This is a genomic window from Sphingobacteriaceae bacterium GW460-11-11-14-LB5 (assembly GCA_002151545.1).
Taxonomy (GTDB): Bacteria; Bacteroidota; Bacteroidia; order Sphingobacteriales; family Sphingobacteriaceae; genus Pedobacter.
This window is the reverse complement of the sequence record CP021237.1, coordinates 4,420,534-4,443,288: the sequence shown is the minus strand read 5'-3', so window position 1 is coordinate 4,443,288 and position 22,755 is coordinate 4,420,534. Positions and strand designations below refer to the sequence as shown.

Genomic DNA, 22,755 nt, shown 5'->3' with positions numbered 1-22,755 from the left:
TTAAAATGAAGAAATATATAATTTATTCGTTCATCACGCTTGCAGCATTTGGTTCTGGCTGTAAGAAATATTTAGAGGTATCGCCAGATCAGCGTACCAAATTAAACACGCCTGAGAAAGTTTCAGAATTATTAGTTACTGCTTATCCTGGCGGAAGTTATGTGATGGTAGCAGAAGCCATGTCTGATAACCCATCTTTTGTAAGTTTAACAGGACTTGATAAACCTGAAAACAGAGATGCTTATTATTGGAAAGATGTGCAGGGTACTGGTCAGGATACGCCAAATAACTATTGGAATAACTGTTACGAAGCGATTGCTGCTGCAAACCAGGCATTAGATGCCATTGATAAAGCACCGGATCCACAGAATTATACACATCAAAGAGGAGAAGCACTAGTGGCTAGAGCCTATGCGCACTTTATGTTGGTTACTTTCTTTTCGAAATGTTACGATAGTGCAACAGCAGCTTCTGATTTAGGTATCCCATATGTTACCACACCGGAAACAGTGGTACTGAGAAACTACGACCGCAAAACAGTGGCTTATGTTTACGATCAGATAGAAAAAGATTTGCTTGAAGGTATTCCATTAATAAAAGATGAGCTTTACAGAGTACCGGCTTATCACTTTACACGTAAAGCATCATATGCTTTTGCCACACGTTTTTATTTATTTAAGAAAGATTATGAGAAGGTAATTACCTATGCTAATTTAGCTTTTCCTTCCAACAACTTTGCTACAAATGTAAGACCGTGGTTTGCTTATTCAGCACCGACAGGTGGTTCAACTGAAATTGCTCAAAACATGTCGAGTGCGGCAAATCCTGGTAATTTATTGTTAGCAGAAACCGCATCTTGGTGTGCCAGGAATTATAAAACTACGGTCTATTCTTTAAGTCAGAATAGACTGAATACCATTATTGCTCCACTAGGTATAAGTTTAACGGCATATCAACGATATTCAAGCTCTTCAACCTTTTACTTTATTCCTAAACATTATGAACATTTTGTACGTACCAGTATAAACGCAAGTACAGGGGTTGGGTATGTAATGCAAACATTATTAACATCAGAAGAGGTATTGTTAAATAGAGCGGAAGCCTATATTATGAGAGACAGGCTTAGTGATGCTTTGGTGGATATGAATACATTAATTAGTCAAAGAGTTGCTGGTTATGTAGCATCTACCCACAATTTTACCGATGCAAAAATTAAGAGCTTTTACACTTCAAGAACCTCTGATGCCAAACAGGCCTATATTTTCGCTTTATTGGATTTGAAAAGGGCAGAGTTTGTAGAAGAAGGAATGCGTTGGATGGATATTTTAAGGTATAAGTTACCTGTTAGCCATCTTGATCCAGATGGAAATACCGTAGAGTTAGCTGCTGATGATTTGAGAAAAGTTTGGCAGTTGCCAAGTGAAGTAACCTTAGCAGGAATGCAACAAAATCCTAGATAACCTAAAATTTATCAACATGAAAAAATTATATATTTTAATGCTGGCGCTCTTAGTTGCGGGTTCTGGTTGTAAAAAAGAAGACGAAAACCTTAACCGCGAAATTGTTGGGCTGGGTGGCGATAAATGGGAAGAAACTACCCTTGATAAATGGCTATTCACCAACTTTACCCAACCCTACAATCTGTATGTAAAATACAGATGGGATGGTACAGAGTACGACAATAGTAAAACCCTTACCCCTGTAAAATACGATAAGGTACAACCATTAATGGAAGTGGTAAAAGGTTCATGGATTGATCCTTACACTGCTGAGGCTGGTTCAGATTTTATAAAGAAATACTCTCCTAAACAATATGTTTTAGTTGGAAGTCTTCAATATAACTCTGGCGGTACTGTTACGCTGGGCGAAGCTGAAGGTGGAGTTAAGGTAACTTTGTTTAACGTTAACAACTTCGATAAATCTGAACGCTCAGTAGCGAAAAGAGTTTTAAAAACCATTCACCATGAATTTACCCACATTTTAAACCAGACGATTACTTATCAAAAAGAATTTCCGCTGATTACGCCGGCTGGTTATACTGCCGATTGGAACAATAGTACAGGTTTTGCAGCTAATGGCTTCATTAGTCAGTATGCACAGGCTGCACCAGGCGAAGATTATGCAGAAATGGTTTCCATTATGTTAACCGAAGGGAAGTCGGGTTACGAAGCATTGCTAAAAGCCAATACTTCTGCTACTGCTGTAGCCTCCATCAGGGCAAAAGAAGCACTGGTTGTAGCATACTTTAAGCAAACCTGGGGAATAGATTTTTATGGATTACAAACACGGGTTCAAAAATCTTTCAATGATTTATCGCCGATAAGTTTATCAGGCTATTTAGGTTTTGGTAAAGCATTTAGCTCCGTGAATATTAATCCCGCAACCACTACAGGTTTATCGGATGAGTTTACTACAGCTTATAATAATGCTAAAACTGCACTTTTAGCTTTAAATACCACTGCAAAATATGAACTGGATAATATGACCATCACATTTACCAGTGCAACAGAGATGCAGATGAAGGTTAATTTTCATGCTACTGCAGGAACAGCGATTGGAACAGCTTATACTGGCTTATTTACCCATACTTACGCTGCGACTGGAAACCAGGTTACCTTTACGGCTACCACCAGAGATGCAAATGCAAATGTAATTGCTACAGCTGTTGCCCCGCTAACGGGCTATTTTGTTCAAAGTCCTTTATTGTTAAATTATTTTTATACTCCAGATATGAGGATAGAATATGGTGGCTTTAGAAAAACTACCAATGCTGCATCATTCACTTATGGCGTTTTAGGAAATTAATTTTATAAAACATGAAAAATAAAATTTTATATATAGCACTTGTTGTCTTGTTAATGGCGAGTTGTAAAAAGGATTCAGATCCTATTTTGGACGATCCTGATACTAGATTAACAGCTGAGCTGGCTGCTAACCAAGCTAAATTAATAGCTGCACCAAATGGATGGAAAGCCACCATTTACCCTTCGGGAGGAAAAGGTTTTTCTTTTTACTTTAAGTTTTTGGCTGACGGAAAGGTTGATATGATGGGCGATGTGAACAACGCGTCGTCTACAGCACCACAAACTAGCACTTACCGGTTAAAAGCTTTGCAAAGACCAACTTTAATTTTTGATACGTATAACTACATCCATTTAATAGCCGATCCTGATGCAAGTATCAGTGGTGGCGCAAATGCGAGTGGTTTAAAATCTGACTTTGAATTTGCTTTCGCAGGCGTTGCAGGCGATACCCTTAAATTTGAGGGAACGTTTTACGGAAATAAGATGTCGATAGTAACTTTATCTGCTGCAGAAAGCCAAAGTATATTGGCCGGCGGTTTAAAAACCATGACCGACGCCAATACAGCATATATTGCAGCGAATAAAAACCCGTATTTGCAATTTGCGGATGGAACAAAAGGAGCTTTATCTATTGATCCAACTTCAAAAACTTTAAAGCTAACCTATTTAGATAGCAAAGGAGTTGTCCAATCCAAAAGCGTAACTTTTGCATATGGCATCAATAAACTCTCACTAAGTGCTTATTTAAATTACGGAAGTGTTTATTTTAATGAACTGTTTTACGATTCGGCAAGCAAGACTTATTATATTATGGTTGGTACGACCAGGATTAATGTACAAAACTCTAACGTTCCAATTGTACCACTATCATTGCAATTTGGTTTCCCATCTGCTTTTGCTTATAGGAGTATTAACATTGGTACAAGTTTGCCATTAGGAGTAACGTCAGGATTCAACGCAATATATCAGGCAAGTGTAACTAAATTTGCAACAACTCTTACTCCATCTCGGACTCTTGTAGCCGTTCGTTTTGCATTGACTAGTAATAATACTGCAACGGTGACAACCCAAAATAACAATGGTACTACTACACTTACAGCAGTAGCGACATACAATTATACAATGAATGATGGAGTTATTACACTAAGTAATCCCATTTACGATAGTAACTGGGTTGCAAGGACAACCCAGTTAATTGATATTCAAAATTATTTTTTAACCGGTCCGTTTAAAATTGATTGGGTAAGCAGTACCAATGTAAATAGTCCTTTGTTGGGAGGCTTATACCGTACAGCAGATTTAAGTTCTTTTATGTACGGAACGCTATAAATAATTAAAATCTAATTTTAATCTATCTCTCCCGTAACCCTTGCCCTAAAAAGCAAGGGTTTTTTTATGACATAATTTTTAAACCCCTCCAAGCGTTTATGCTTATATTTGTACCGAATGAAGAAGAAAGTAATTTTTATCCTGTTTGTACTGGTATGTACATTTGCGGTAAGTCCCAATGTTAATGCCCAATGCTCTATGTGTACCATTAATGCCGAACAAGGTGTTAAAAACGGGAATACACAAACCGCAGGTTTAAACACAGGTGTATTGTATCTTTTATCTCTTCCCTATTTAATGGCTGTTATTGTTGGTGTAGTGTGGTATAAAAAATACCGAAAAAAGAATGTGCACCTTAATATGAAAAAGGAACCTTTTAATTTAAATTAAAAGCATGTCTGATCAAACAACCTCAAAGCTTTACGCCATTGTACATTGTAAGTGTCCGCATTGCCGCAGGGGAGATATTTTTACCGGCAGTATGTATGGCTGGAACATTCAGCATACCAAAGAAATCTGCGGGCATTGTGCACAACGTATAGAAATTGAACCCGGTTATTTCTATGCCGCCATGTATGTAAGTTATGCCATGAACGTAATAGAGATGCTTTTTGCCAGTTTGATCACCTATCTAATTTTTGGCCCGCTTACCGATGAAACCTTCTGGCCTTATCTGATTGTTATTTTTGCAGGTTGTTTTACCCTGTATCCGTTTAACTATCGCTATTCTAGAATGATACTGCTCCATGTTTTATCGCCAAATATAAAATACAAACCGTATTACGATAAGTAATTATTGGTTAATCGTTTAAATCGTTTAGACTGGTTAATTGTGACATTTAGCGATTAAACAATTAACCGATTAACCAGTTAACCCAATGCTGTATGTTAAAAAAAGAGACCCTTAGTTTTATAAAAGATGTAGCGGAAAATAACAACCGCGAATGGTTTGCCGATAATAAAGAAGTTTATGAAAATGCAAAGGCTGATGTACTCGAACTTGTAGCGAGTATTATTCCAGAGCTGGCCAAAGCAGACCCCATGCTTCCTGCAGAGATGGACCCAAAGAAGTGCCTTTTACGCATTTATCGTGATGTCCGCTTCAGCAAAAACAAAGACCCATATAAAAATAACTTCGGCGTATGGTTCTCTACCAAAAAAGGAGGTAATGACCCAGGTTATTACCTGCACATTCAACCTGGGAAAAGTTTTATAGCCGGTGGATACTGGATGCCTGATGCGCCGCATTTAAAATTGATCAGGCAAGAGATCGATTATAATATTGGCGATTTTAAAGAAATTATAAATAACGCAGCCTTTAAGAAAAACTTTAAACTGGGTGTTGATAATGCCCTTAAAAATGCACCTAAAGGTTATGATCCCGCAGATCCAAACATCGAATTTTTAAAGTTGAAAAGCTTCGAGGCCACCACAAAAATCGATGATGCAGAATTTTTACAACCAAACCTCGTTAATAAGTTGATAAGTTCTTTTAAAATAGTACAACCTTTAGTTGCATTTTTACGGAATGCAATAGATGGTTAATTGTATAAATCGTATAAGTTGGTTAACCACCACGATTAAACAGTTAACCGATTAACCAGTTAACCCCCAAATAAAATAATGAAAAATACCTTTCTTGCATTTGCGCTTCTCTTGTTTATCTCTTCCATAAGCTCGTGTGTTATTTTATCGCCTAAAAAGTATAAAGCTTTATTGGGTACTAAAGATTCATTGTATACTGCTTTTAACGAGGGCTTAGTTAAGATCGGAAACTTAGAAAAAGAAGTAAGCAAGCTTAAAAAGGATACAACTTTAATGGCTGAAGAACTTCGCGATTTGCAGAACAACTACAATGCAATGGATGCGAGCTATAAAAAGCTAAAAAATAATTCCTCATCAGAAATCACCAAACTATCTGGCGATTTAGCTGCCCGCGAAAAACGGTTAAAAGAAGTTGAAGAAGTTTTGCGTAAACGCGATGAGGCAACCAATGCCCTGAAAGAAAAACTTCAACAGGCTTTATTGGGTTTCACCAAAAGTGGTTTAACCGTAGAGATTAAAAATGGTAAAGTTTATGTTTCGCTAACCGATAAACTGTTGTTCCCTTCGGGAAGTATTATTATTGATGAAAAAGGAAAGCAGGCCCTTACCCAATTGGCCAATGTATTAAAACAACAACCTGAAATCAACATTGCGGTAGAAGGCCATACCGATAATCAGAAAATAAACAACCTGGGGCAGATTAAAGATAACTGGGATTTAAGCGTGTTGAGGGCTACCTCTGTGGTACGTTATTTAACGGAGAACGGAAAGGTAGAAAGCGTGAGGATGACGGCTACAGGTAAAGGCGAATTTCAGCCGCTGGGTACCAACGCCAATGCCGATGGAAGAAGCAAAAACAGAAGGATAGAGATTGTGCTTTCGCCTAAGCTGGATGAGCTTTATAATTTGATTAAATAAAATCACAATACTTAAGGGAGGGTCTGTTGTTTGTACAGGCCCTGCGTTAAATAAATCTTAACGAATAATTCTATCGGTTGGTGTCTCACCGACCGAAATCAAGGAGCGCCCATAAGCATCATCATGTTTTTTATGATTAGGGAATGGGCGGCTTGTATTTCTTGGCAACTACAGCCCCGCTATCGCTTTATCCCGATGAACAATCGGGATGTTCGCTTTATCGGGTTTAGGAACAAGGTTTTTTGCACCCGGCAACCCCAAAAATGAAAAACTGGTTTTGCTCCCCAGCCCCCTGCCCGAAGCAGGCGGGCGGTTGCAGCGTTACCCTGCAGCGACGAGGTACGAGGAAGCGAAGCGTAAAAGCGGAAAACGGGAAGAAACTTTTTGTAGTGTACAGGCTTTGCGCTCCAAATAAACCTTAACGAATAATCCTATCGGTTGGTGTCACCGACCGAAATGAAGGAGCGCCCATTAGTATCATCATGTTTTTTATGATTAGGAAATGGATGGCTTGTGGTTCTTGGCAACTACAGCCCCGCTATCGCTTATAGTCCTCGCTACGCTCCGGGCTATGACGCTTTATCGGGTTTAGGAACAAAGGTTTTTGCACCCGGCAACCCCGAAAATGAAAGTCTTGCCATTCGCCGGGCTTTTTTCTATAGGTTTTGGTGCCGGCGGTAAGATTTTAAAATCTTAAAGGTATGTTCGAATTCATGACTGCTCAAGTTAGAATAATCGGGCATGGAGAGTTTATGTACCGTTAAAAAGTTTAGCAGTTCTTTAATTACGTTCGATACTTCTTCCGATTCTTCCGTATGTTTTAGGGTATCGATTTTGCTTAATAACAGGGCAATCTCGAACATCTTAAAATCATTCTTCCTGGTAATCTCCAGGCCAATATTCGTTTCAATAAGTGCTTGCTCGTAATTATGTGTGGCGCTGTAAAAATTGGCTTTAAAAACACTAAAGCTGGCCGATATAAAATTGGTATAATAGGTATAATCGCTGCTGATGATTTTATCAACGAACTGTATAATGCGCTGCGCCTTTTTAAAATAGTTGAGCTTGATATAGGTTTGACCCAAATGAAGCAATAAAAAAGGGGAGAAAACCGAATGTCTTACATAAAATATATTGGGATACTTACTCAGTATGGCCATAATAAAACGGTGGCATTCTGCATAACTTTTTTGAGAGAATAAGGTAATCAATACCAGCCGGTAAGAAAGTATTTCGGCAGAGGTAATTTCTTCATTTTTAAGCGGTTTACTCTGATCTATCTCCTGGCAAAGTTTTATGATTTTATCTTCGAGCGTTTTGCTCTCATTGGGTTTGTTAACAAGATTATTGTAGAAATAAAGAATTAAATCATAAGGGTTAATCGGGAAAAGTTCGTTTAACCTTTTATAATTTCGCTTTAACAACTGCATGGTATTGGCTAGAGCCACTTTATCTACATCGATAAGGTTAACGTTACATTCTATTACATGCAGCATAATCTGAACATCTTCATTCAGTACATTCTCCGAAATGGTTTTGATGGTTTCCTTATACAGGTTACTCATGGTTCGCCCGGTAGCCATAATGTCGATAAAATCGATGCCAATGCTTAACTTATTGAAGTTAGAATTGGGTTTACCGAGTTCGTATTTAGATACATAACAGATAAAATCGAAAGCACTGTTTTTTTCGCTGTTGGTAAATGGCAGTCTGAAAATGCTTTTTAAAGCGGCAATTTCGTTCCGGTTGATACAGAATCTGATGGCCCAGTTCAGTATATGATCTCTTCGGGAGGTTTGACCAGGGAAACTGTTTAAGATATGCTCGAAAAATGATTTACAAGGTTTATATTCAAATTTATCGGTGATCTGTATAAAAAGGAAATAGGTATAAATATCGTCGTTTAAAAAACGGACAATTTCTGTCGGAATGGTTGTACTTAATCTTTTTTCTTCAATGATAATCCCGGCATGTAAAAGTTCTTCATATGCATCAGGGTAACAATTGATATAACTCAGGATTTTTTCTTTAGCAACCCTTAATTTTTTATTTCCTTCTGAAATGCAATCGCTTATTTTTTTGAGGAGAAATATTTTTTCAGTGCTTTTTTTTGCAAGAAATACGCGTTTTTCTAGAAAATAATTAATTAATTCATAACATAACAAAGGGTTATTCAACTCCAGATGGTGGTTCTCATCTTTGAGCTTGAAATAAACCTGTAACCAGAATGGCGTTTTAAACTGTGCTAATAGGGGAGCGCTTACATCTGCCCGATTGATAATTTTATTTTCTATATGGCTTAGGGTATAGAGTACCTCATCAACATTTAGCGATGGTACATTGCTTAAGGTATCCTCATCATAAAATAAGCCCGTATACCAGGCTTTAGTTAAAGATGCAGAACCGTAAATAGCGGGTTGAAGATTAATCCAGCTATTTGTTCGCAGGCCAAATATGAGTTTAACAAAGTTGTTTTCTTCTATACTATATAAAAAGTCGATAAACGTTTTAAAATAATTGCTTCTGGCTAAATGTTCATCAATACCATCAACAATAATAATGAAACGGCCTTCTCTCTTCTCGGGATTTTTTTTGAAAAAACTGATTAACTCCGTCAGGCTCCCGAATTTAAACTCTTTTAAAAACCAGTCTTTTAAAGTATTTCCATTTTGGATAATGGTATTAATACTGGTAGAGTTAACCAATAATACGATATCGTTTTTGTAGAGGGCATTTTCTGATAAGAAAAAATATTCTACCATGTGTGCAAGCAATATCGATTTCCCCTGACCCGGCTGAGCACTTACTGTGGTAAACTGGTAGTTGTTTTTTAAGAAGTAATCAAAATCAGGATAAAAAAAACTTCTGTTGGCGGTAGCATTAAACGGAACGCCTGAATTATTTTTATTCGCAATTAACGAGATCTCTGTAATGGCATGTGCTTTTAGCTTTAAATCCTGCCAGATACTTTGAACAGAGGTGGTTTGATTTTCCTTGTCTTTACAAAACGAATCCCAATCGTTATAGCCAATATATTGTGATAAGCTATTTAAAGTAAATAAAGAGAATTTATGTAAGGTGTTTGCGAAGCCAAAGAATCGCTTGATCGTTGTTTCACTTACATAATTTTTGGTTTCTTGAAATACATACTCAGAAATAATCTTACAATGAGCTGGGTCGATATTTCTCAAACCAGATTTTATAAGGACAAACTTCCTGAGTTCGATAAGGAGATCGTTAGCATTCATTAATTAACAGATGGGATGACTACCGCTAATGTCATCATAATTTCACAATTGAGGAAATCTATTCATGAAGAAAGTCCTGTATGAATAAAATGAATGAAATGGATTGCATAAAAATGAATAGCAATGGATAGGATAGGATGCTATTCTAGATTTAGATTTGTCATAATTATATAATGCCTGAAAATCATTTACCAAACAGCAGCATTAGCACATAGTAAGTCTCCTAAAATAACGCCTGACATGATGAAAACTTATACTTTCTCGTCCCGAACAGGGATAATTCGCAATACTTGTGTTGCAATCATCATTCTATTAACGCTCTTTTCCTCGAAATCGTATTCGCAAACTAAAATTTTTGCAAATACGGTTACCAAATCAGATCATGTAGATAATGCAACAAATGCAACATTAAACAACAATAACTTCGCTACGGTAAATTCGTATGGCGGAATTGCTGTTGGTATAGGGTCGTATAGTGGCGAACTGGAATTAAAATATCCGGCTTTGGTAGCTGCAGGAGTTACATCTTATATCAGAATAGATTTTGATGGCGACATCCTGAACAGGTTATTAGGTGGTAGTTTAGGTACCTTACTGGCCAATGTGGGTGGAACCGTAGTTCTTGGAAACCATTCATTCCAGGTAGGAGCCAGAAACGGTGCTTCGGCAGTACCCCCGGCAGGGAATAGTGTAGACGGATTTTCTTCAGATAATTTACGACTGGTAAAAGATGCAAATGGTTTCTTTTATATTGCAGTAACTCCTACACAGGCTTATGATAGGGTGTTTATAAAAGATGTAACCAATGCACTTTTGCTTTCAGTAGCTAATAATACAAAGGTTTATTACTCATTTTATACTTCAGGAAATGATCCTTGTGCGCAGGCATTTACTACAGGTTATGAAGGTACCGGTATTACACTCGATGCCTTGCAATTGGGCAGCTCAGGGGTAACCAATAGCGAAAGGGCCATTGATACCGACCCAAATAATTTTTCTCAACTTAGTTTAGGTATACTTGGCGTGGGCTCATCCATTAGCCAAAATTTTTATTTTGCAACGCCATCAAATCCTGGCGACGATATTAACCTTCGGTTTAGTTCTACTCCTGCTTTATTAACAGCAGGGCTTTTGCAAAATATTTCAATTACAGCATATAACGGCGGTACCCAGGTATATACCGGATCAGTTCCGACTACCTTAAATCTGGATTTACTGGGTTTATTAAATAGTGGTCAACCGGTGTCGATACCGTTTTCTCCAGGTGCAAATGTGGTATACGACAGGGTGAAAGTAACACTGGGCTCAGTAGTTACCTTAAACCTGACGCAAACCCTTAATGTTTATGGTGTAATTCGCTCTGCAGGCAGACCAACGCCGGCGAGCACGGCCATTGCTGCATGTTACAACAGTACAGTAGATTTAAACGCCACTACGCCAAATACCAATGAATTGAGATGGTATGATGCCATTGAAGGTGGAACAGCTTTACAAACAGTTGCTTTTAATGGTACTTTCACAACACCTGCATTAACTGCTTCTAAAACTTATTATGTTGCCGCCAGAAGAATAGGCTGTACAGCAGAATCGACAAGGATTCCTGTCGTAATTACAGTAAACCCACAAATTATTTTTAATGGGGCAACATTAACCAATGCGACACCGGGCTTTGCTTATTCTAAACAATTAACAGCAGCTACAGGTGGAACAGCAGGTTATACTTATGCTTTGGCTGCGGGCAGTGCCTTGCCAGCTGGCTTAACCCTGTCGCCAACTGGTGCAATTACAGGAACACCAACTGTAGCGGGTAATTCAACTTTCGATGTGGTTGCAACAGATAGTAAAGGCTGTAAAGCAACTGCAACTTACAGTTTAACAGTAACAGCTTCGTTGGTATTTGCACCAGGTACCTTGCCTGATGGTGTGACCGGAACGGTTTATCCAACACAAACTCTTCCGGCAGCTACTGGCGGAACAGGACCATATACTTATAGTGCAACAGGTGTGCCTCCGGGCTTAACATTTAATCCGGCAACCAGAGAAATTACCGGAACACCAACGCAACCTGGAACATATTCGATTCCGGTTACCGTTGTTGATGCGAATGGAAACACCATTATTTCGAACTATACGATCAAAATTACTGATCCATTGTTACTACCTGCGGCCACTTTAGCTGACGGTACAACAGGAACAGTTTATCCTACGCAGATTATTCCGAGTGCAACTGGTGGATCAACACCTTATACTTATTCGGCAACAGGCCTTCCTCCGGGATTAACTTTTAACCCGTCAACTAAAGCCATTACCGGTACACCAACAACACCGGGAGCTTATACCGTACCCGTTACGGTAACAGATGCTGACGGAAAAACGGCGACTACAAATTACAGCATTACGATAAACAGTCCATTGGTATTACCATCGGCAACTTTACCAGATGGAACAGAAAATGTGGCTTATGCTACACAGGTTCTTCCAGCTGCAACAGGTGGTGTTGGCCCTTATACTTATATCGCTACTGATCTTCCTGCAGGCTTAACGTTTAATCCGGCAACAAGAGAAGTTACAGGTACGCCAACCCAGGCCGGTAATTATGCAATAAATGTTACCGTTACTGACAGTCAAGGTAAAACAGCAAGCAACACCTATCCAGTTAAAGTAATTGGAACGTTAACCTTGCCGACTAAAACTTTACCTAACGGAATTGTAGGTACTTCATACTTACCACAAACTTTACCTGCGGTAACAGGTGGTACTTCGCCATATACTTATGTAGCTACGAACCTTCCTCCGGGATTATCGTTCAACCCAGCTACAAGAGAAATTACCGGAACGCCAACACAAGGAGGTAACTATAATATTTCTTTAACAGCAACTGATGCAAATAACAATAAAGCAACAACCACTTATGCCATAACCGTAACAGTAAATGCTCCGGTTGTAGCTTCTGCTACGGTATGTTTAGGTAGTACTGCAACTTTAACGGTTAGTAACCTGCAACCAGGTGTAACTTATAACTGGTATGCATCTACCGGAAGCACCCCATTGGTAACTGGTAACAACGGTACTTTTGTAACACCTGTTGTAAATTCGGCAACCGTGTTTTATGCTGAGGCCGTTTCCGGAACAGCAATCAGTTCAAGAACATCGGTTAGTGTTTCCGTTAATCCGCCTGCAACTTTAGCGACGGTTACGACGAATAACCAGGTGATCAACTCCGGACAAACTACAACGTTAACGGCAACTGCCGACGCTGGAAATACCATCGCCTGGTTTGATGCACCATCAGCAGGAACACAGGTTGGAACAGGAACTTCGTTCACTACCCCAGCTTTAACTGCAACTAAAATTTATTATATAGAAACCACAAGCAGCAATGGCTGTAAAAGCGCAAGCCGCGTTCCGGTAACAGTAACCGTAATTAACGGCGGTGGTGCTACAGCTTGTAATGCCGCTAATGGTCAGAATACAGGTATTAATGGGATCTGTCTGTTATGTGCGGTAAATGGCGCAGGTAATTCAACTGATGCTGATGCCAACAACTTCACCAGGATTTCTCTTGCTGTAGGTGTTGCCGCTACAGGTTACCAGCAATTAATTTTCCCATCTACAGGTGTGGCTACTGATAGCATCCGTTTAGATTTAGCTTTACCAACCGGTTTAGCTGATGTGGGTCTTTTAAACAATGTAACCGTAACTGTATTAAACGGTGCTACCGTAGTAAGAACAGTACAATTAAACGGAGGATTATTAAACCTTCAACTTTTATCGGGCAATCGTTTTGCAGCAACTGTTTTGGCAGGTGGTGCGTATGATAGGGTTCAGGTAAGCTTCGGCGCATTAGTTTCGGCTTTAACCAGCTTAGATATTTATGGTGCAACCGTAGTTTATCCTAATCCAACATTTATTGCTGGTGCACAATCTATTTGTTCGGGCAGTACAGCAACCTTAAGTGCAACTGCAAATGGTGGTACAACCTTAACCTGGTTCGACGCACCAACAGGTGGAACGCAAGTGGGAACAGGAGCCAACTTCACTACTCCTGCTTTAACCACCACTACTACTTATTATGTTCAGGTAACTAAAGGAACCTGTTCAAATACAACAAGGGTTCCGGTAACAATTACGGTTAATCCGGCAATTGTATTCGCAGGTACTACTTTAACCAATGCAACCATTGCATCTCCTTACAGCAAACAACTTCCGGTTGCTACCGGCGGTACACCAGGTTATACTTATACCTTAGCTGCCGGCAGTACTTTACCAGCTGGTTTAACCTTATCGCCAAGTGGTTTGGTAAGTGGAACACCAACTGCAACGGGTAACCCAACATTCGATGTTGTGGCCACCGATACCAAAGGCTGTAGCACAACTGCTACTTTTACCTTAACGGTAACACCAGCATTAGCGTTGGCTCCGGGAGCATTGCCTAACGGCGTAACCGGTACGCCATATACTACAAATGGAATTCCAGCTGCAACAGGCGGAACAGGTCCTTATACTTATTCGGCTACTGGTGTTCCTCCAGGATTAACCTTTAATCCGGCAACAAGAGAAATTACAGGTACGCCAACTCAAATCGGAACATTTACGATTCCGGTAACCGTAACAGATGCCAATGGCAATACCATTACATCTAACTATACGCTTAAAGTAACCGATCCTTTGGTGTTACCTGCGGCAACTTTAGCCAATGGAACCACAGGAACTGTTTACCCTACACAAACTATTCCATCTGCAACGGGTGGAACAACACCTTATACTTATGCGGCAACTGGTCTTCCTCCGGGATTAACTTTTGATCCGGCTACAAGAGCAATTTCAGGAACGCCAACACAAGCAGGTACATTCACTGTACCGGTAACGGTGACCGATGCTGACGGAAAAACAGCAAGCAATAATTATAGCATTACGGTTGTTAATCCTTTAGTCTTACCAGCAGCAACTTTGCCTGATGGAACTGAAGGAACAGTATATGCTACACAAACCCTGCCTTCGGCAACTGGTGGTGTTGGTCCATATACTTATGTAGCAACTAATCTTCCAGCGGGATTAACTTTTAACCCTGCAACAAGAGAAGTTTCGGGTACACCTACACAAGCCGGAAATTATTCAATTGGCGTAACGGCTACCGATAGTGAAGGCAGAACCGCAAGTAATACTTATGCACTTAAAGTAATTGGGGTATTATCATTACCTGGTGCAACTTTACCAAATGGTATTGTAGGTACACCATATCCAACGCAAACTTTGCCAGCGGTAACCGGTGGAACAGCACCATATACTTATTTAGCAACAAACCTTCCTCCGGGATTAAGTTTTAATACGGCAACAAGAGAAATTACAGGAACACCAACTTTAGGTGGAACGTTTATCATCTCTTTAACCGCAACAGATGCCAACGGAAACAAAGCAACAACAGCCTATAGCTTAACCGTAACGGTCGATGCACCAGTGGTTGCAGCAGCTACAGTGTGTGCCGGAAGCCCTGCTACCTTAAGCGTTAGCAATTTGCAAGCTGGTGTTACCTATAACTGGTATGCTTCTACCGGAAGTACACCTTTGGTGACCAATAATACAGGTGTTTTTGTAACACCTGCAGTAACTGCTCCAACAGTATTTTATGTAGAGGCGGTATCAGGAACAGCTGTAAGTTCAAGAACTGCAGTTAATGTTTCGGTTAACCCACCAGCAACTGCGGCAACAGTAACCACCAACAGCCAGGTAATTAACGCCGGACAGTCGACTACTTTATTGGCAACGGCTGATGCCGGAAATACCATTCAATGGTACGATGCTGCTACAGGTGGAACACAGGTAGGCGCAGGAACTTCATTTACTACACCAACATTATCGGCTACGACTACTTATTATGTAGAAACGACCAATGCCAGTGGTTGTAAAAGTGCAAGCCGCGTACCAGTAACCGTTACCGTATTAAATAACGGTGGTGGTACTGCATGTAACGCTGCTAATTCACAAAACTCAGGTATAAACGGAATTTGTTTATTGTGCGGTATAACCGGCGCAGGAAATTCTACTGATGCTGATCCTGCTAACTTTACCAGAATATCTCTTTCTGTAGGTGTAGGTGGCTCAGGTTACCAACAATTAATTTTCCCTAACGCTGGAACAGCTACAGATAGTCTTCGTTTAGACTTAGCATTACCAACCGGTTTAGCTGATGTTGGTTTATTAAACAACGTAACGGTTACCGTATTAAATGGTACTACCGTTGTAAAAACAGTACAATTAAACGGCGGATTATTAAATCTCCAGCTGTTATCAGGTAACCGTTTCGCTGCAACCATATTAGCAGGCGGTGCTTATGATAGGGTACAGGTGAGCTTCGGCGCATTAGTTACAGCTTTAACCAGTTTAGATGTTTATGGTGCAACGGTAATTTATCCTAATCCAACGGTAACTGCAGGTGCTCAAACCATCTGTGCCGGAAGCACTGCAACTTTAACTGCAACAGCAAACGGTGGTACAACATTAGCCTGGTACGATGCTGCAACCGGTGGTACACAATTGGCCACTGGCGAAACATTCACTACACCAGCTTTAACTGCTACTACCACTTATTATATCCAAGTAAGCAAAGGTGGTTGTCCGAACGTAACAAGAGTTCCGGTAACGGTAACGGTTACACCAGCATTACCAACACCAGTATTGGCTACAATTGCTAATGTTTGTGAAGGATCATCAGCAACTTTATCGGTTGCTAATCCAGATGCTGCGGTAACTTATAAATGGTACGATGCTGCAGTAGGTGGAAACCTGGTTTTCACAGGTGCAGTGTTCCCAACACCAGCATTAACGGCAGCTACGACCTATTATGTTGAAGCCGCTCAAGGAAACTGTACAAGTGCTGCACGTGCTGCGGCGGCTGTATCCGTAAATCCTCGTCCGGTTTTACCTGTAGTAACTGCAAGTTCATCAACAGTGAGCGCAGGGCAAACTGCAATTTTAACAGCCAGCTCGGCAGATCCAACCAATACTTTCAATTGGTATACTTCTAATACTTCAACTACACCAGTTTATGTAGGCGCTACTTATGTTACTCCTCCATTATTGGCTACTACAACCTATTATGTAGAATCTGTTTCTACCAATGGTTGTACTTCTGCAAGTCGCGTTCAGGTAACCATCACCGTTGATGGAAACGGATCTCCAAATCCGGTACCATGCGAGGCGGCAACCACACAAGTTGGTGGCGTTACAGGTGTAGCTTTATTATCAGGCGTGTTTAATCCAACATTAGCGATTGATAACGATACACAAACTGCATCTTCACTGGTTATGCCAGTTGGAGCACTTGGTGCATCTGTTTATCAAAGAGTTGGTTTCGGTTCGTTATCTAAAGTTGGTGATACCGTACGTGTTCTGGTATCATCACCAGGAAAACTATTATCACTTTCGTTATTAGGAAACGCCTCTATTACCACTTATGTTGGAACCAACAGCAATGGTGATTCGAGATTGTTAAATGATAACTTAATCAATATTCAATTGCTAAGCGGCAATACCCAGGCTTTGATCACTTTTGTACCAACGAATGTTTTCGATGGGGTAGAAGTAAGGTTAAACTCTGGTTTATTAGGTGCTTTAACATCAATCAACTTAAATTACGCACAACGTATTTTAGTGGCACCAACTGTAGCATCAGCAAATGTTACGGCTTGTGTGGGCCAAACCGCTCAGCTTGAGGTAAGCAACCCATCAGCAAGTTTAACTTACAGGTGGTACGATGCCACAGGCACTTACTTAACTGGTAAAGATGGTATCATATTTACCACACCAGTATTAACAGGCGATACGAAATTCTATGTTGCCGCAGTTTCTGCAACAGGTTGCGTAAGTTATAAAACAGTAGTTAATGTAACCACCAACCCGGCACCGGTAACACCAGATCTATTATCAGCATCTGTTAATACTTGTCCGAATACATCGGTTACTTTCCAGGTTAAAAATCCAATTGTAGGCACAACCTATAACTGGTACGATACAGCAGTATCTACAACCGTATTGTTTACAGGTGATAACTTTACAACACCATTAATTGCAGCCAACAGAAGTTATTTCGTGGCAGCGGTAAATGGCTGCGGTAGCTCGTCAACAAGAACTGAGGCTAAAATTATATTGGGTACTATAGATGTTCCGGTAATTACGCCGCCATCAATTACCATCAGTGAAGGTTCTGTTGCCGTATTAAAAGCAACTTCGAGCACAGCAGGTGCAACCATTAACTGGTACACTACTGCAAACGGACTAGTTCCGGTATATACTGGTGAAACTTATGTAACACCACAATTAACCGCAACTACAACGTATTATGTAGAAGCTACAGTTCCGGGTGGATGTACTGCAACAAGCAGGGCAACGGTAACGGTTACCGTAATTCCTAATGGTACACCGGTAACCACACCTTGTGGAGCGGCTACCACAACAGTTGCAAGCGGTGTAACGGGCGTAGCTTTACTGGCCGGTGTTTTCAATCCAACTTTTGCGGTTGATAACGATATCAATACCGGATCTAGTTTAGTTATCCCAGTGGGATTACTTGGTGCATCTGTTTATCACCAGGTTGGCTTTACCGGATTATCAAATGTAGGCGATACTTTAAGAGTGAAAATTACCACTCCGGGTGCATTGCTTTCAGTAGGGGTGTTAAACAACTTAACGGTAACTACTTTCCAGGGTACAACCAGCAATAACGATGCGGTTTCAATATCTAACCCATTAATCAGTTTAAAATTATTATCAGGCGGTACATCTGCTATATTAACCTTCGTTCCAACCAGTAAATTTGATGGAGCAGAATTGAGGTTAAGCTCGGGCTTATTGGGCGCATTAACATCTGTTAATTTAGATTATGCACAGCGTGTAATCACCACACCAACCGTTAGCGCTGCTACAGCAAGTGCTTGTCAAGGTTCATCTGCAACATTGAGCGTGCAGAACCCACAAGCAGGAGTGGTATACAAATGGTACTTAGGCTCAACTTATCAGGCAGGAAAAGACGGAACAACTTTCACAACAGATCCAGCTTTAACTGCAGGTACTTATACCTATTCGGTAACGGCAACAGCTAATGGTTGCGAGACTTTAGGAACCAAAGTAGTGGTAACTATCTTACCTCCGGCAGTAGCACCGATTCCGTCTACTACCAACCCAGCCACAACTTGTATCGGCTCATCTGCTACCTTAAGTGTACAGGCAGTGGCAGGTATTACTTATAACTGGTACGATGCTGCTACAGGCGGCAACATGTTGGTAACCAACAACAGTAGCTTTACTACACCTGCATCGCTTGCAGTAGGACCACATGATTACTATGTGGAAGCCGTAAGTGGAGCGGGTTGTTCAAACTCAACACGTACCAAGGTTTCCATTACAGTTAATCCATCAGCAGTTGCTGCCGATGTAACAGTAACCGGAACAACATCATTATGTGCTTCTGGAACAGCAGTACTTACTGCAAGTAGTACAACAGTGACCAGTCCCGTGTTTACCTGGTACAGCGATGCCGCCTTAACACAGGTAGCTTTTGTAGGTGCCGTATTTAATACACCAGCCATTACCGTAACAACTAAATATTATGTTACCGTTAGCGGCACAAATAAATGTGCAAATACAGCAGGTAATGCAAAAGAGGTAACCGTAACGGTTAACCCAGTTGCCGGCCCTACTGATATTAACTTAGCAGGAACAAGCACCATTTGCGGTGGCTCTTCTGTTACTTTAAATGCAACCAGCACCACAGTAACCAACCCGGTATTTACCTGGTACAGTGATGCGGCTTTAACTACGGTAGCGTTTACAGGTGCTAACTTTATTACACCTGCACTTAATGCAACCACCACTTATTATGTAACGGTTAAAGGCGATAATAAATGTGAGAATACAGCAGCTACTGCAAAATCGATTACCATCACTGTTAATCCGGCAGCTACTGATTCAGATATTGCCATCAATGGTATAACAACGATCTGTAAAGGATCAACAGCCGCACTGTCTGCTTCAACAACAACAGTAATTAATCCGGTATTTACCTGGTATAGCAATGCAGCATTAACCACTGTAGCTCATGTAGGTGCCAGCTTTACTACACCTGCACTTAGTGCCACCACTACTTACTATGTAACCGTAAGAGGTGATAATAAATGTGAGAATTTAGCGGCAAATGCTAAGGTAGTTACCGTAACCGTTAAAGAATTTGCAACAGCTGCAGATATTGCAGTAAGCAATGCTAAAATCTGTTCAGGTTCTACTGTAATGTTAATGGCTTCGAGTACAACAGTAACCCAGCCAGTATTTACATGGTATAGCGATGCTTCATTAACCAGTGTAGTATTTACGGGTCCAACGTTTACCGTAACCGGATTAACGGCCACCACTACTTATTATGTAAGCGTTAAAGGTGCCAATAAATGTGAAAACACTGCAGCTGATGCTAAAGCAGTAACCGTGACGGTTAATCCATTGGCAACAACTACCGATATTATTCTAAACGGAAGCACATCTGCTTGCGCAGGATCATCGGCCGTATTAAGTGCAACATCACCAACAGTAACTAATCCGGTATTTACCTGGTATAGTGATGCCGCTTTAACCAATGTAAGTTTCATTGGCGCAACCTATACTACACCTGCTTTAAACAGCACCACCACTTATTATGTAACGGTTAAAGGCGATAATAAATGTGAAAATGCACCGGGTACAGCCAGGGTAATTACAATAACCGTTAATCCGGTTGCTACTGCTGCAGATATAACAGCAACTGATGCCACAATCTGCTCAGGATCTGGAACGACGTTAGTAGCCAGTACAACTACCGTAACCAATCCAACATTTACCTGGTACAACGATGCGGCCTTAACTTCGGTAGCTTACGTAGGAACATCATTCGTTACCCCTGTATTAACTGCAACAACTAAATATTATGTTACAGTTAAAGGTGATAACAAGTGTGAAAACTCAGGTATCACGGCTAAAGTGGTAACGGTTAATGTTAATCAAGGCGCAACAGCTGCGGATATTACCTTATCAACCCCAGCTAGAATATGTGGTTCAGGAACAGCGGTAATCAATGCAAGTTCAACAACTGTAACCAATCCGGTATTTACCTGGTACAACGATGCTTCGTTAACCAGTGTGGCCTTTACCGGACCAATATTTACCACTCCTGTATTAACAGCTACTAAAACTTATTATGTAACGGTTAAAGGAAGCAATAAATGTGAAAACACTGCGGCGAACGCGAAAACAGTAACTGTTACTGTTAATCCAAATGCGGTGGCAACAGATATTACCGTAAACGGATCAACTTCAGTTTGTGCAAGCACAGCAGCAACATTAGCAGCAAGCAGCACAACGGTGACTAATCCAATATTTACCTGGTATAGCGATGCGACCTTAAATACAGTGGTATTTACTGGTCCAGTGTTTACTACTCCGGTATTAACGGCAAACGCCACATACTATGTAACCGTTAAAGGTGATAACAAATGTGAAAATACCGCTGCAACAGCAAGGGCTGTAGCCATTACCGTAAATGCATTACCTAACAATCCAGTAGTATCTGGTCCGAATGGTGGTGTTTGTGCAGGCGATGGAGCAACACTAACCGTAACGAATGCACAAGCAGGAGTGACCTACGAATGGTACAATGCAGCAGTTGCCGGTAATTTATTATTCACCGGTACAACATTTAATACTACCGCTTTAAGTGCCACCACAGATTACTACATTTTAGCAATCGGTACGGGAGGTTGTAACAACAACGGTGGGCGTGTTAAAGTAACGGTAACTGTAAATGCGAAACCTACGGTACCAACAGTTGCCGCAACATCTGTTAGTGTTTGTACAGGAAGTCCGGCTGTATTAACGGTTACCAACCCTCAAACTGGGGTAACCTACAATTGGTACACCGCAGCAATAGGCGGAACGTTAGCAGGCACAGGCGTAAACTTTACAACACCTGCAGTTAACGCAAACATCACTTATTATGTTGAAGGTGCAAACGGAACTTGTATTTCATCATCTAGAACGCCAGTAAATGTAATTGCGCTACCAGTACCAGTTGCACCAGCATCGGTAACAGCAGCAAACGGAACACTTTGCGCAGGTAGTTCAACCATATTAACGGTTAATAATCCGGTAACAGGATTAGTTTACAGATGGTATGCAGCAAGCTCTGGCGGACCCGTATTAGCAGAAGGTATAACCTTTACTACACCAAACTTAACGGCTACCACAATCTATTACGTAGAAGCAGTAGCAGTGGGTGGTTGTGCAAGTCCAACAAGAACGGGTGTTACGGTGAATGTATTGCCGGTATTAGAAAAACCAGTAGTAGTGGTACAAAGCACAACACCAAATAGTGTAACCTTTGCATGGGCTGCGGTTGCAGGTGCTACGGCATACGAAGTTTCGCTGGATAATGGTTTAACCTGGATCAATCCAACAAGTGGATCAACCGGAACAACCTATTTAGCTACAGGCTTGAAACCAGATCAAAGTGTAACCATTATTGTAAGGGCCAGAGGTCAGCTTGAGTGCCAAACCAGCGCAAATTCAACTCCGGTAACTGGTAAAGCTGCTAATCCTTTTGGAGATCAGGTTTACATACCAAATGCATTTACGCCGAATAACGACGGTAAGAACGATACCTTCTTAATCTACGGTAATACCATATCAAGCGCCAAAATGAGTATTTACACACAATGGGGTCAATTGATATTCCAGTCAGACAATGTAGCAAATGGATGGGATGGAACTTTTAAAGGTGTAAATCAACCAATTGGTGTGTATGTGTATATGGTTGATATCACCTTCACCAATGGAACAACATCATTGAGAAAAGGTACAGTAACGCTGATTAGATAAGAAGAGGATTAATAATA

At 40.6% G+C, this 22,755-nt stretch carries 10 protein-coding genes; 9 read left to right on the top strand and 1 reads right to left on the bottom strand.

The annotated features are described in order from the left end of the window. Positions 1-5: 5 nt before the first annotated feature. The 8 genes from CA265_17760 to CA265_17725 all read left to right on the top strand — a co-directional run bounded on the left by CA265_17760 (position 6) and on the right by CA265_17725 (position 7,011). Positions 6-1,460, top strand: a complete 1,455-nt coding sequence (locus CA265_17760) for a hypothetical protein (protein ID ARS41397.1) — start codon at positions 6-8, stop codon at positions 1,458-1,460. A gap of 16 nt (positions 1,461-1,476) precedes the next feature. Next, the gene (locus CA265_17755; GenBank protein ARS41396.1) at positions 1,477-2,805 is read left to right on the top strand and encodes a hypothetical protein; all 1,329 of its coding nucleotides are present in this window, start codon (positions 1,477-1,479) and stop codon (positions 2,803-2,805) included. Positions 2,806-2,816: 11 nt separating this feature from the next. Beyond that, a complete protein-coding gene (locus tag CA265_17750) occupies positions 2,817-4,133 on the top strand; it encodes a hypothetical protein (GenBank protein ID ARS41395.1) in 1,317 nt (438 codons plus the stop codon). A 117-nt stretch (positions 4,134-4,250) separates the two neighbouring features. Then, on the top strand, positions 4,251-4,523 hold the full coding sequence (locus CA265_17745; GenBank protein ARS41394.1) for a hypothetical protein: 273 nt from the start codon (positions 4,251-4,253) through the stop codon (positions 4,521-4,523). A 4-nt stretch (positions 4,524-4,527) separates the two neighbouring features. Next, positions 4,528-4,926, top strand: a complete 399-nt coding sequence (locus CA265_17740; GenBank protein ID ARS41393.1) for a DUF983 domain-containing protein — start codon at positions 4,528-4,530, stop codon at positions 4,924-4,926. Positions 4,927-5,018: 92 nt separating this feature from the next. After that, positions 5,019-5,678: a TIGR02453 family protein gene (locus tag CA265_17735; protein ID ARS41392.1), complete on the top strand. Its 660-nt coding sequence runs from the start codon at positions 5,019-5,021 to the stop codon at positions 5,676-5,678. 78 nt (positions 5,679-5,756) lie between these two features. Next, positions 5,757-6,596 carry a hypothetical protein gene (locus CA265_17730; GenBank protein ID ARS41391.1) on the top strand — a complete coding sequence of 280 codons (840 nt, stop codon included), beginning with the start codon at positions 5,757-5,759 and terminating at the stop codon, positions 6,594-6,596. A 208-nt stretch (positions 6,597-6,804) separates the two neighbouring features. Beyond that, a complete protein-coding gene (locus tag CA265_17725; protein ARS41390.1) occupies positions 6,805-7,011 on the top strand; it encodes a hypothetical protein in 207 nt (68 codons plus the stop codon). 241 nt (positions 7,012-7,252) lie between these two features. On the opposite strand, the gene CA265_17720 is transcribed toward CA265_17725, so the two are convergent. Beyond that, positions 7,253-9,844: a hypothetical protein gene (locus CA265_17720; protein ARS41389.1), complete on the bottom strand. Its 2,592-nt coding sequence runs from the start codon at positions 9,842-9,844 to the stop codon at positions 7,253-7,255. Positions 9,845-10,084: 240 nt separating this feature from the next. On the opposite strand from CA265_17720, the gene CA265_17715 reads away from it, so the two are divergent. Further along, entirely contained in the window at positions 10,085-22,738 is a 12,654-nt protein-coding gene (locus tag CA265_17715) for a hypothetical protein (protein ARS41388.1), read from the top strand. Positions 22,739-22,755: the final 17 nt, after the last annotated feature.

Bases quoted from the DNA above. Each gene is read 5' to 3' on its own strand.
- CA265_17745 (ARS41394.1), top strand. From the start codon at position 4,251: ATGAAGAAGAAAGTAATTTTTATCCTGTTTGTACTGGTATGTACATTT.
- CA265_17750 (ARS41395.1), top strand. From the start codon at position 2,817: ATGAAAAATAAAATTTTATATATAGCACTTGTTGTCTTGTTAATGGCG.
- CA265_17715 (ARS41388.1), top strand. From the start codon at position 10,085: ATGATGAAAACTTATACTTTCTCGTCCCGAACAGGGATAATTCGCAAT.
- CA265_17740 (ARS41393.1), top strand. From the start codon at position 4,528: ATGTCTGATCAAACAACCTCAAAGCTTTACGCCATTGTACATTGTAAG.
- CA265_17720 (ARS41389.1), bottom strand. From the start codon at position 9,844: ATGAATGCTAACGATCTCCTTATCGAACTCAGGAAGTTTGTCCTTATA.
- CA265_17735 (ARS41392.1), top strand. From the start codon at position 5,019: ATGTTAAAAAAAGAGACCCTTAGTTTTATAAAAGATGTAGCGGAAAAT.
- CA265_17760 (ARS41397.1), top strand. From the start codon at position 6: ATGAAGAAATATATAATTTATTCGTTCATCACGCTTGCAGCATTTGGT.
- CA265_17730 (ARS41391.1), top strand. From the start codon at position 5,757: ATGAAAAATACCTTTCTTGCATTTGCGCTTCTCTTGTTTATCTCTTCC.
- CA265_17725 (ARS41390.1), top strand. From the start codon at position 6,805: ATGTTCGCTTTATCGGGTTTAGGAACAAGGTTTTTTGCACCCGGCAAC.
- CA265_17755 (ARS41396.1), top strand. From the start codon at position 1,477: ATGAAAAAATTATATATTTTAATGCTGGCGCTCTTAGTTGCGGGTTCT.